Below are 12,202 nucleotides of genomic sequence, written 5' to 3'. Positions count from 1 at the left end.
GATGAAAGTTTTAATCACCGGTGCAGGCGGGCAACTAGGGAAAGAATTGAGCAGACAGCTCAAGGAGAAAGACATCACCGTCATTGCCTTAACGAGGAGCATGCTCAATATCGCAGACCAGCAAGCAGTCAGACACGCAATGAGACATTTTCGACCTCATATTGTTGTCAGTGCAGCAGCATATACCTCTGTAGATCAGTGTGAAACAGAAACGGAAAAGGCGTATCTTGTTAATGGCATTGGCGCCTACTACACAGCGCTGGAGGCTAAGAACATAGGGGCTGATGTGTTACATGTCAGTACAGATTATGTGTTTGACGGGCAAGCAGACACGCCTTACAAAGTCGATGCACAAGCAGATCCTCAAACCATTTATGGAAAAAGTAAAAAGCTTGGTGAGGAATTGATTCATCTTGTATCAGACGAAGTAAAAATCATCCGTACATCGTGGCTATACGGACATGAGGGACATAATTTTGTGAATACCATCCTTCGGCTCGCAGAAACAAAGGATCAATTGCGCATCGTGAACGACCAAATAGGCTCACCTACTTATACAAAGGATGTCGCAGAGGCCATCATTCATTTGTTTGATCAACAGGCAGGAATTTATCATGTCAGTAACAGAGAGAGCTGTTCCTGGTTTGACTTTGCGTCAGAAATTGTGGCAAAAAGCGGCCTGTCTACGACCATTGAGCCCATTTCCACGGAAGAGTATGGATTCCAAACGCCTCGCCCAGCCTATTCTGTATTAGACCTTCAAGCGATTGAAGCTACAGGTTGGCAGCCGAGACATTGGAAGGATGCGCTTCATGAATATTTGCAGAAAGAAGGGAGATGGCATCAGCATGATTGAAGGTGTACAAACGAAAAAACTCATGAAACATTGTGATGATCGCGGCTTTTTTGCAGAGCTCATTCGAGATGATGAGCCATTGCTGAAACGTTTTGGGCAGGCATCGTGGTCGAAAAGCTTTCCAGGAGTGATCAAAGCCTTTCATTATCATGAAAAGCAAGATGACGTTTGGTTTTTCCCAGTAGGTCATGCTCAGGTCGTTTTATACGATTTGCGTGAGGACTCTCCTACAAGGGGGCAAACCGATGTGTATTATATGGGGGAAGATAATCCAATGCTGCTCCTCATTCCAAAGGGTGTCGCGCATGGCTACCGGGTACTAGGGGAGACACCGCTGCAAATTGTCTATTTCACGACAGAATCCTATGACCCGAAAAAACCAGATGAAAAGAGAATCGCTTGGAATGACGAGACAATCGGATTTGATTGGGAAACGACATTTAAATAAAGAACAGAGGCCTTTCGCAGGAGAAAGGTCTTTTTTTGTTGAAATACATTCTGTAAGTGTCATTTTATGTATTTTTATAAGTTGAGCAGAAAAGGGATGTGGATGAGTTTGTCTAAAAGAATTGCATTTGTAACAGGGGCAAGTACAGGGATTGGAAAGGCAATCGCCATAAAGCTTGCCGCCCAGGACCATATAAAGGTCATCATCAATTCTAGAAATCAATCCTCACTAGAAGATACGCGGCAGCACATTGAACGTATGGCAGAAACAAAGGAGCCGGTGTCTCTTTTCTGTGGCGATATGTCACATGAAGGAGTGCGAGCTGAGGCCTTTGCGGCAATAGATAAAGAGTTTGGCAGACTGGATGTGTTGATTAACAACATTCCAGGAGGGAAGCCAGATACTTTTGATTCATGTGAAAGCGAGCAGATGCTGGCAGCATTTTCTCAGAAAGCTCTTGCGTACATTGATATGATGAAACGCGCGGCAGTGATGATGAAAAGACATGAATATGGACGGATCATTCAAATTGTCGGGAACCTTTGGAAGGAACCTGGTCATCAAATGTTTACGAACAGTATGATGAATGCAGCGATTATCAATGCTAGTAAAAATGCAGCCTCGCAGCTTGCGCATTCTGGGATCACAGTGAATTGTTTAAATCCAGGATTTATTGCTACAGATCGGTATGAACAATTTATCGAAAACATGATACGTGAACAGTCATTATCACGCGAAGAAGCTGTACAGGCTGTTGCGTCAGGAATCCCGATGCAAAGAGTAGGTTCAGCGAGTGAAATGGCTTCATTGGCCGCATTTATCGCATCAGAGGAAGCCTCTTATGTCACTGGCCAGCAAATATCTGTTGATGGTGGTTCGATGAAAAGTATATAAATATGAAAAACCCGCTATATGCGGGTTTTTTGATGAAAGCAAATCGGCAGGATATGGAGCCGGTCGATAAAAAGGGCAAGCTGCTCAATTGGCGCCACCATTGAGATGCGGACATGGCGTCTTCCATGTGTGCCAAACACACTCCCAGGCGTCACGACGACATCTGCATGCTCGAGTAAATAGTCGGCAAAGGTATGGGAATCCTCGAATTCATCAGGAATCGGTGCCCACAAATAAAAGGCGCCGGCTGGACGTTCAATGGTCCAGCCAAGCTGCTTCTCAGCTTGACGGATGAAGAAAGCCATTCGCTCAAGGTAGACTTCTTTCAAAGATTGAATATGAGAGTTATCACTTTGTAAAGCGACGGTGGCGGCATGCTGAAATCCACCATACATACTGACAAATACATGATCTTGGAAAGCGTTAATGGCATGAATGATGTCCTCATTGCCTACAGCAAAAGCGACTCTCCATCCTGCCATATTGAATGTTTTGGATAAAGAATATAGTTCCACGCCTACGTTTTTTCCAAGAGGAGCTTTTAGAAAGCTTATAGGTTTTTGCTCGTAATGAAAGGAGCCATAAGCAAAATCATGAATCACATGAAGACCGTGAGTAGAGGCAAATGCCGCAGCCTCTTCAAAAAAAGCCTCATTTGCCACCGCACCTGTTGGGTTATTCGGATAATTTAAGAAAAGGACCTTTGCCTTTTTTAACACGCCTGGATCAATTGATGAGAAATTCGGCAAATAGCCATTTTCCTCTTCTAGCCGGATGCAGTATGGCTTTGCATCTGCCATTAAGATACCTGAATGATATTCTGGGTATCCAGGATCGGGGACAAGGGCAATGTCACCTGGATCAAGCAGACACTGACTCATTACATAAAGGCCTGTTTTTCCTCCAGTGAAAAGGGCAATTTCCTTCTTCGGGTCAACCTCGATACCGAATTCCTTTCTGTAGAAATCCGCAATGGCTTGCTTGAAAAAGTCAAAGCCTCTAAAAGGTGCATATTGCTGAAATGGCAAAGAGCCTGCTGCTTCTTCAAGGGCACTCACAATATGTGCAGGGGTCGGAAGATCGGGATTTCCCTGACCAAGGTTAATGATGTTCGCTCCCTGTTGTGTTTTATGCGCTATTTTCTCAAACACGGTTCCAAATTTTTGTTCTGGCAGCCGTTCAATCATGTTAGATGGTAAGATCTTCACCACGACATCCTCTCTTTCTTATCCCTTCACTAATTCATCCATTAACTGAATGGATGCCTGCTTTTGAATGTTACGGATAGAAGCAGCAACATCCAGAGAAGACGACCCTTTTAATTCAAGAGACACGATGCCATTAAAGGCTTCAAATAAAGACAAATCGACAAAGGTTCCTTTAGGTGGAGCGGATTCACTGATGATGACAGTATCTCCAACTAAAGTGTCCTGCGGAATATACACATGATCAATGGTGATGTGTGTGACCTCAGGCGGAATGTGTCCGCTCTCTTTGAAATGCTGAGGGTATAAATGACAATCTGCTACATAATGCGTATGACCAGAAAGTAGTTCTTTTGGCAAATCAGCTTTTTTTCCATCGACTAATACATCAATGAGCAGCTTGGCCATATCGACCCCAAAGACTTTTTTGATATTCGGAATCATATTCCAGCCAGCAAATCTAGCTGCTGATTCAATTAATCCGGTTTCCCGGTGTTTCATAAGCTTGATCTCTGTATGAGTGGCGCAGTTTTCAAGTCCTAACCCCTCATTTGCTTTTTTTGCTGCCTCAATGATGAGGTGCTGCGCTTCATTGTCTAGGATCGACGGAGTGATATGAGCTGTTTCTGTAAATCCGATTTGAGGGGTCTTATCATGAATGACAAATGGGATATATTCTCCCTCAACAACTAATCCTTCTACACTGACATAATCAGAATAGCCGTCGTCTTGATACCAATCCTCGTAAGAACCCTCTAAGTACGTTTCAGCGACAAACGGTGCATCATACGTCACAGCGTTTGGAACGGGGATGGTTTGCAAATAGGATTGTACGCGTAAAAAGAGATCATCACTGCCGGCACGATCATGAAAAAGGGTCACGCCAATGGAGCTTGCTAAATATGTAGGCTTTAAAATGAGCGGTGTCCCGATATGCTCAATGGCTTGCTGAAAATCAGCTAAAGTTGTGACAGGCTTAGTTTTTACTGCTTTGACCCCAGCCTCGTTGAATGCAGCCCTCATTTGGCTTTTATCACGCGCTAATTCAGCTGCCTTTACCCCGGCGCCGCGCAGCCCAAGTCGTTCAGCGGCTTTTGCCATTGGTGCAATGAATAATTCATTATTGGTGGTGACCGCATCTGCTTTGAAAAAGGAAGCGACACGAACGAGGTCATCGACCACCTCTTCCTCTGATTTCAGATAATCATCATGTGCCCAATAAATCGAATCAGGGTGTTCAAAAGAAGGATTTGTATCAAAATAATCCCGATCTTTGATGACCGCAATAGAGTATTTTTCGATTAGCTCAGCGTGTCCCTTTGTAATAGCAAAGGGTCTCGGGATATAAGAAACGATATGATACGATGCAGCCACGCTTTCATAAAACATATGGGGCGGGCATCCTCCCAGATCAGCAATGACAAGTACGGTTTTTTTACTCAATGAAAGCACTCCTTTTTATCTAGCGGTGTAACCGCCATCTGCTGTGACAACACTTCCAGTCATATAGCTGGATAAATCAGAGGCGAGAAACAGCATGACGCCCGCAATTTCTTCTGGTTTTCCGAGACGACGTAATGGATTCACCTTTGCTTTTTCCTTTTTAACAACCTCAAGACTTTCTGAATGATTGTCTAAAAAGGATTTTTCATTTAATGGTGTATCAATAATGCCTGGGGCAATACAGTTTACCCTGATTTGATGGGCGGCATAGTCGACCGCCATCGATTTGGTCAACTGGATGACACCGCCCTTTGTTGCGTTATATGCAGGGATGTCAGGCCAGCCGACAAGACCTCCGACAGATCCAGTATTGATGATACTTCCGCTTTTCTTTTCAAGCATATGTGGCAAAGTATGCTTACTCATGAGAAAGACACCCGTCAGGTTGACCTGGACAATGTGATTCCAATTCTCTAACGTCATCTCGTGAACAGGCGAGACGATTTCAATGCCTGCATTGTTAATCAGTACATCGATTGTTCCAAACTGGTTCAGCACAGACTGAACGGTTTTTTGACAGTCAGATTCATTCGTAATATCTGTTTTGAAAAACGCAAGATGCTCGTGCGGTAATGATTCAACGAGTTGTTTGCCGCTTTTTTCATTGATGTCGGCCACTGCGACTATTGCTCCGTGCTCAAGGAAAAGCTTGACTGCGGCAAGCCCAATCCCCGATGCACCTCCTGTAATCAAGACGACTTTTCGGGCAAGGTTCATTTCTTCACCTTCGACTCTTTTGGTTTCAACCGATTATAGCGGGGAGGAAAGAAGAGATTAATAGACTTTGAGGCTTCCGGCTTTGGATTTATTGCCCCGTGATCTTCCTTAGGTTCACAGAAGTAGGTAGTACCAAATTCCATTTTTTCTGTAAAGCCTTCAATGGTCATATCATAGCCTCCGCTGATGCAAATGCCGATTTGTTCATTGCGGTGTTTGTGAAAAGGCATTTCTCCGCCATTTCCAGGAATGTTGGCAATCATGAGCTCCATCCAATCCTCAACAAAGAAGGTCACTTCCATGCCAGGGAGTAAATCCCGTGTTTTGAAAATGTCTAAGAAATAAGTAGGAGGCGCTGTGTATTCCTCGCCATCTTTTAATCTTTTAATATCAATAGCAATCACTTCTTCATCTGTTAGGTTAGAAGCGCCGTGAGGGATAAAAGGTGGTGCGATATAGGCTGATTCTAAAGGGGTGAGTAATTGGATCGATGGGCCGACCGTCATTTGAAGCTCGCCTTTTAATACGATACCGATTTGTGCTTCGGGATGCTCGTGAGGTTCAATGATCGTGTGAGGAGGGACGTATGAGATTAACACTTCCGTATCACCTCTGACTGTGGAATATTGTGTGACACCATTCTCCCATTCTATTTTCTTGGCTTGTGGAAAATATCGTTCTTGCGTCTTTTGTTCAGTTTGCATATTATATCTCTCCTTTTCCGAATATGGACCAGCTCATAGGGATGCTTTTAAACGTTCGAACGAAGGTGAGGCCATATGTGGCTCTGGCTACCTCATTGGTTAAAGCGAAATCAAATTCGCCGTCTCTTACTTTTTGTGCGGCAGTACTTGTTGAATTGACTAGCTCAAATTCAGCATTTTGGTGAATGAAATATTGAATCAAATTGACAGGGGCAGGGTGAGAGACAATTTTTAAATGGTGGAGCATTTGTTCATGAAATGGAAAATCTGGTCTGACAGCCAAACCATACATGGGTGTGTCACATCTGAAAATTTGTAAAAGCTGCAGGTCAGGTCTCATGTAGAAGTGTTTGATTCCTTCGTATGCGTGTGGAACGAGAGTGTATTGGAGTGCGTGAGAGAGAGTATGTTCAATGCAAGTTTCGAACGAGTCGTAAAGGGATAGTTTCGTTTGAGTGCCGAGTGTAGTGGTGGAATGAGAGATGAAATGTTTTGCTGCGTATTCACTGCTTGTCCCCTTAGGGCCTAGTGTATTGACTGTAAACATCTTAGGTGAAACGATGGGCTCTTCTTTGAAATGAAAAACATCATTCTTTAAGATCATGTTTACCATCCAATCTTTTTCAAATTTTTACTAGATTATAAAAAATAAAATTGGCAATTGTCAACAAAATTTTTAAAAAATGTATTTTATGATGATATTAAAAATTGATCTAAAAAACTGCACATACCTTGATGTGCAGTGGGTGGAGCTTACGTTTCAATTGTGTTTTTATGTTTCTGCTGTAAGGTTCGTTCACGTTTATAGCTGACGAAGCTAATAAGAAAACCAACGAGCGTAATGAGGGCACATAGAAGCCCGACCGTATGATAGCCGAAATGGACATAGACTGGTCCCATCAGAGCGGAACCAAGCATAACGGCAAGATTGGACGCAAGGCTGTAAAAAGCCATCACTTTACCTCGGTGGGTTTGGGAGCAGTCACTTAAAACAGTGCTCAAAAGCGTGACAGATAAACTTTGCATGGCACCCCAAATAAATAGGGCAAAAATCAGCAATGTCCATGAGAAAGGAGCATAAGGAAGTAAGGCGAGAACGAGTGTAATGCCGCCCAGCACAAAAAATAGAGAACGAGTTTTGCCAAACAAGTCTGCTAATTTCCCTGTAAATACACTCATAGAAAAGCCGACCCCGTAAGCCATGATCAGAAGTCCAGCAGTTGATTGACCTCCAGAAAACAAACTTTGCAAATACGCTCCTAAAAATGAGTACATGCCATAAAATCCAAGCATATTACAAAATGTCACAGTCAAATAGGCGGGGACACGATCAATTTTTAAAGCTCCCCATAAAGAGCCAGCTTTCTCCTTAGCTTGAGGTGTTCCTGTATTCGCTGTGGCGGTTCGTTTACGAGATTCAAGGATGACGAGTAGCAGGACAATGAGACTCATGATAGCGAAAATCCAAAAGGTCCATCGCCAGTTTAAACTCTGCCCGATGAAGGCGCCAATTGGTACACCAAGGACAAGAGAAAGAGACCAACTCGACACAATGATTCCCATCACTTTGCCTCGATATTCATAAGGCACCCGGTCGCCCACAAGCGCATAGGCTGTTGGCACAAATACACCGGTCGCGAGCCCAGAAATAGCACGGCCGGCAAAAAACACGGCCAAATTCGGGGCAGCCGCACACATCACGGTCCCAATCAAAAAGAAAGAAAGACCGATGATCAGACAAAGCTCCCTTGAATATCGGTCCCCTAAAGGAACAAGCAGCGGGGCTCCAACCAGCACAGCTAACCCATAAATGCTGATGGAAAGAGCGAGAATATCAAGAGAGTGCTGAAAGGAGTTTGATAAATCAGGTAGCAGTGGTGAAATCACCAGTTCTTCCGATCCCGCCGCAAAGACGCCAAGTGTCAGCGCAATGGCAAGTGTGATGGGAAATGTTTGAGAAGCCTGGCTGTCTAAAGATTCTTTCATCAGGTGATCCCTCCATACTTGCTTTTTCATTCAATTCCGTTAAAATAAATTCTACCATTATTTAGTTTTATTTTACATTTCGCATCATAAGTATTATCATAAAATACTTTTCAAATGGAACGATTTTTGGATAGGAGAGGTACGAATGAAAATCACCGATGTTGATGTGCATATTTTAAATGAATTGAAAGAAGATGCCCGCTTATCTATGAGGGAATTGTCCAAACGAGTCAATTTATCCGCCCCTGCGGTAGCAGAAAGAGTGCGTAAATTAGAGGATGCAGGGATTATCGAAGGGTATTCGGTTCAGGTGAACTATAAAAAATTAGGGCTTATGATTGACTGCCTGCTGGAAGTCACAGTGCTAAACGGGGAGTATCAACGTTTTGTGGCTTTTATGAATCAGCACCCACGCGCTTTTTTTGCGTATCGAGTGGCAGGGCAGTCATGCTTTTTCATTAAGCTGTCAGTCGCGTCCCTTGAAGAAATTGAAGCCTTTATTCAGGCAGTGTCTGGGTTTACAAAAACCGTATCTCATATTGTCTTATCCGAGCACTCCTTTTCCCACCCAGTTCAGGAACGTGTGAAACAAATAGAGGAGCCAGAAATGACCATGATGAAATAAAAAAGGACCTGACTCAAGTCCTTTTTGTTCGTCTGTCTGACTGATCGCTCATGATTGTAATGATGAGTCCAATGAAGGTTACAGCTGCAGCAAATAACGGTACAAGCTGTAAATGTGTAAGCTCGATAGCAAGACCGCCAAGCGCTGCACCGCCGGCATTCCCGATATTAAAGGCAGAATGACTAAGCGTTGATGCGAGTGTCGGTGCTTCATGTGCCATGTTCATTGTGCGATATTGCAATGTAGGAACAAGAATAAATGAAATGATTCCCCACACAAAAATGGTCAGCACAGCAGGCACTTTGAATTCGGAAGTGATTGTAAACAATAATAGGACAGCTATCAGCAGAATCAGTGACACGATAATACTTGGCATCAGCTTCCAGTCGGCAAGCTTTCCACCAACTAAATTCCCGATGGTGACCCCAAGTCCGAAAAGAACAAGGATGAGCGTCACCCCATTTTCCTGAAAACCAGTCACTTGCAGCAGGATCGGGCTAATATACGTAAAAGCTGTAAATACACCTGCAAAACCAAAGATCGTCATTGCAAAGGAGACGAGCACTTGTGGCTTTTTCAAAACAGACACTTCATTTCGAATATCCAGTACTTCTTCCTTCGATTGATTGGGTACTAAGCTGATGATACCGATTAAGGAAATGAGTCCAATGACGGCAATGACGAGAAACGACATACGCCAGCCGAATTGATTTCCAATGAAGGTACCGAACGGCACACCTAGTACATTGGCGACCGTCAGTCCTGTAAACATGAAGCTGATCGCACTTGCACTTTTCTCCTTAGGTACAAGCCGTGCTGCCATGATCGCTCCGACACCAAAGAAGGTCCCGTGAGCAAATGATGTTAAAATACGTGCCGCCATTAATAGACCATAAGAGGTTGATACAGCAGCGACAGCATTTCCCGCCACAAACAGGATCATTAATAAAATGAGAAGACGTTTCCTCGACATTTTCCCAGTCGATAACGTTAAAATAGGTCCGCCAACTGCTACACCAAGTGCATATCCAGTAATCAGCTGCCCTGAAGCAGAGATAGATACATGAAGGTCGTTAGCAACGTTTGGTAAAAGTCCCATAATAACAAATTCAGTCATGCCAATCGAAAACGCACCGAGCGTTAACGCAAAAATAGCGATGGGAAAGTTTTTCATGATGTGATCACCCTTCTAAAAAAATACATAAAAAGGCTTCGGAAAGATCCGAAGCCTTAAGAGTTTATCATACATGAAAATAAGACGCCAGCTGCTCGTTTGCTAATCGGTTTCCGACAAAGAAGGAACCGAATTCGCCGTAGCGTGCACTGACTTCATCAAAGCGCATTTCATAAACCAATTTTTTGAATTGAAGCACATCGTCAGAGAATAGAGTGACGCCCCACTCATAATCATCAAAACCGACGGAGCCTGTAATGATCTGCTTTACTTTTCCAGCATAGCTTCGGCCAATTAAGCCGTGGCTTCTCATAAGTGATTTACGCTCATCCATGGAGAGCATGTACCAGTTGTCATTGCCGGAACGTCTTTTATCCATTGGATAGAAGCACACGTATTGAGAAGAAGGGAGCTCTGGGTATAGACGCGCACGTACATGCGGGTTCTCGTAAGGATCTCCGCCATCTCCGCCTCCTGCTAAGTAGTTGCTAAGTTCAACAACTGAAACGTACGAATAAGCTGGGATCGTAAACTCTGCTAGTCGTGTCTTGTTGAATTCAAGTTCAATTTCACCCAGTTCTTCCATGGTTGGACGCAAAATCATGAGCATAATATCTGCTTTTTGGCCGACAATACTATAGATTGTTTGGCTTCCAGTCTTATCGTGCTCAGCTATTTTCCATTTTTCTAATAGACCTGTGAACTCATGAAGAATCGCTTGACGCTCATCACTTGTCAGCAGCTTCCAAGCTGTCCAGTCAAAGGTTCTAAAATCATGTAGTGCATACCAGCCGTCTAGTGTTTGAGCTGCTTCATTGGTTGTATGTTGTTCGCTCATTTATTTCACTCCTATTAACAGTTTTCCATCTGTTCCAACTATAACATAGTTTGTCCAAATGAAGATGTGATCAAAACTTGAACGGCGAAGTGAGTTATTATGGAAATTGATTTAATTAGTTTGAAAAATAAGAATTTAATTTGTAAGCGCTATAATGTAAGTTGGTAGTTTGAATTTATGTAGAAGAAGAGTATGCTTAAAAGAGAACGCTTTTTTTGTAAAATCAAGGAGGGTATATAAGTGGCAGATATTTTTTCAACAGTTCAGGAAAAGGTTGCAGGTAAAGGAGTAAAGATCGTTTTTCCTGAGGGAATGGACGAACGCATTCTAACAGCCGTTCAAAAACTAGCAGATGGCAAAGTCTTGCAGCCAATTGTTGTAGGTAAAACTCAAGAAGTTGAAGCAAAAGCAAAAGAATTAGGTCTTACACTTGATGGTGTTGACGTGTATGATCCTCATACATATGAAGGTTTTGAAGAGCTTGTACAAGCTTTCGTCGAAAGACGTAAAGGCAAAGCAACAGAAGAGCAAGCAAGAAAAGCATTACTAGATGAAAACTACTTTGGTACGATGCTTGTGTACAAAGGTCTTGCAGACGGACTTGTGAGCGGTGCAGCACATTCAACTGCTGACACAGTACGCCCAGCACTTCAAATCATTAAAACAAAAGAAGGAGTAAAGAAAACTTCTGGCGTCTTCATCATGGCTCGTGGCGAAGAGCAATATGTGTTTGCTGATTGTGCAATCAACATTGCACCAGACAGCCAAGATCTAGCTGAAATTGCCATCGAAAGTGCAAACACAGCCAAAATGTTCGACATCGAACCACGTGTGGCAATGCTTAGCTTCTCTACAAAAGGCTCAGCAAAATCAGACGAGACAGAAAAAGTATCTGAAGCAGTTCAGATTGCAAAAGAAAAAGCACCTGAGCTTGTACTTGATGGAGAATTCCAATTCGATGCAGCTTTCGTTCCTTCAGTAGCAGCGAAAAAAGCACCAGATTCCGTTATTAAAGGCGATGCTAGCGTATTTGTTTTCCCTAGCCTAGAAGCTGGAAACATTGGCTACAAAATTGCACAGCGCTTAGGTAACTTTGAAGCTGTAGGTCCAATCTTGCAAGGCTTAAACCAGCCAGTAAACGACCTTTCAAGAGGCTGTAATGCAGAAGACGTTTACAACCTTGCGCTTATCACAGCAGCTCAAGCACTATAAAATAGCATCATCGTTAAAGCAGTCAGCGCGATAGATTCGT

The 12,202-nt window shown here is 43.3% G+C and carries 13 protein-coding genes; 5 read left to right on the top strand and 8 right to left on the bottom strand.

Translation table 11 applies throughout. The features are described 5' to 3' along the window. The first annotated feature begins 1 nt into the window (after position 1). From rfbD to MKX52_RS17125, 3 genes are all read left to right on the top strand, one after another. Entirely contained in the window at positions 2-856 is an 855-nt protein-coding gene (rfbD, locus tag MKX52_RS17135) for a dTDP-4-dehydrorhamnose reductase (protein WP_012011635.1), read from the top strand. After that, positions 849-1,304 (top strand): dTDP-4-dehydrorhamnose 3,5-epimerase family protein, encoded by a 456-nt coding sequence (locus MKX52_RS17130; protein ID WP_342491104.1) that lies wholly within the window; start codon positions 849-851, stop codon positions 1,302-1,304. The genes rfbD and MKX52_RS17130 overlap by 8 nt, the downstream gene beginning before the upstream one ends. A 102-nt stretch (positions 1,305-1,406) precedes the next feature. Next, a complete protein-coding gene (locus MKX52_RS17125; protein ID WP_342491103.1) occupies positions 1,407-2,198 on the top strand; it encodes an SDR family oxidoreductase in 792 nt (263 codons plus the stop codon). Between the two features lie 14 nt (positions 2,199-2,212). On the opposite strand, the gene MKX52_RS17120 is transcribed toward MKX52_RS17125, so the two are convergent. The 6 genes from MKX52_RS17120 to MKX52_RS17095 all read right to left on the bottom strand — a co-directional run bounded on the left by MKX52_RS17120 (position 2,213) and on the right by MKX52_RS17095 (position 8,313). Beyond that, positions 2,213-3,406 carry a pyridoxal phosphate-dependent aminotransferase gene (locus tag MKX52_RS17120; RefSeq protein ID WP_342491905.1) on the bottom strand — a complete coding sequence of 398 codons (1,194 nt, stop codon included), beginning with the start codon at positions 3,404-3,406 and terminating at the stop codon, positions 2,213-2,215. Between the two features lie 18 nt (positions 3,407-3,424). Continuing rightward, positions 3,425-4,846: an ATP-grasp domain-containing protein gene (locus tag MKX52_RS17115; RefSeq protein WP_342491102.1), complete on the bottom strand. Its 1,422-nt coding sequence runs from the start codon at positions 4,844-4,846 to the stop codon at positions 3,425-3,427. Between the two features lie 15 nt (positions 4,847-4,861). Continuing rightward, entirely contained in the window at positions 4,862-5,623 is a 762-nt protein-coding gene (locus MKX52_RS17110) for an SDR family NAD(P)-dependent oxidoreductase (RefSeq protein ID WP_342491101.1), read from the bottom strand. Beyond that, positions 5,620-6,327 carry a cupin domain-containing protein gene (locus MKX52_RS17105; protein WP_342491100.1) on the bottom strand — a complete coding sequence of 236 codons (708 nt, stop codon included), beginning with the start codon at positions 6,325-6,327 and terminating at the stop codon, positions 5,620-5,622. The genes MKX52_RS17110 and MKX52_RS17105 overlap by 4 nt, the downstream gene beginning before the upstream one ends. A 1-nt stretch (position 6,328) precedes the next feature. Beyond that, on the bottom strand, positions 6,329-6,931 hold the full coding sequence (locus tag MKX52_RS17100; RefSeq protein ID WP_088002983.1) for a bacilysin biosynthesis protein BacA: 603 nt from the start codon (positions 6,929-6,931) through the stop codon (positions 6,329-6,331). 149 nt (positions 6,932-7,080) lie between these two features. Continuing rightward, the gene (locus MKX52_RS17095; RefSeq protein ID WP_342491099.1) at positions 7,081-8,313 is read right to left on the bottom strand and encodes an MFS transporter; all 1,233 of its coding nucleotides are present in this window, start codon (positions 8,311-8,313) and stop codon (positions 7,081-7,083) included. 145 nt (positions 8,314-8,458) lie between these two features. On the opposite strand from MKX52_RS17095, the gene MKX52_RS17090 reads away from it, so the two are divergent. Continuing rightward, a complete protein-coding gene (locus MKX52_RS17090; RefSeq protein ID WP_342491098.1) occupies positions 8,459-8,938 on the top strand; it encodes an Lrp/AsnC family transcriptional regulator in 480 nt (159 codons plus the stop codon). Between the two features lie 13 nt (positions 8,939-8,951). On the opposite strand, the gene MKX52_RS17085 is transcribed toward MKX52_RS17090, so the two are convergent. Further along, positions 8,952-10,112, bottom strand: coding sequence for an MFS transporter (locus tag MKX52_RS17085; protein ID WP_012011625.1), 1,161 nt, complete (start codon positions 10,110-10,112; stop codon positions 8,952-8,954). Between the two features lie 67 nt (positions 10,113-10,179). Next, complete coding sequence (hemQ, locus tag MKX52_RS17080; RefSeq protein WP_012011624.1) at positions 10,180-10,950, bottom strand: hydrogen peroxide-dependent heme synthase; 771 nt, start codon at positions 10,948-10,950, stop codon at positions 10,180-10,182. A 240-nt stretch (positions 10,951-11,190) separates the two neighbouring features. On the opposite strand from hemQ, the gene pta reads away from it, so the two are divergent. Then, complete coding sequence (gene pta, locus MKX52_RS17075) at positions 11,191-12,162, top strand: phosphate acetyltransferase (RefSeq protein ID WP_342491097.1); 972 nt, start codon at positions 11,191-11,193, stop codon at positions 12,160-12,162. Positions 12,163-12,202 lie beyond the last annotated feature (40 nt).

Origin of the sequence: Bacillus sp. FSL R5-0422 (genome assembly GCF_038610765.1) — a bacterium.
GTDB classification, from domain to species: domain Bacteria; phylum Bacillota; class Bacilli; order Bacillales; family Bacillaceae; genus Bacillus; species Bacillus pumilus_O.
Note: the sequence above shows the minus strand (reverse complement) of the source record. Positions and strands in the feature narration are given on the sequence as shown.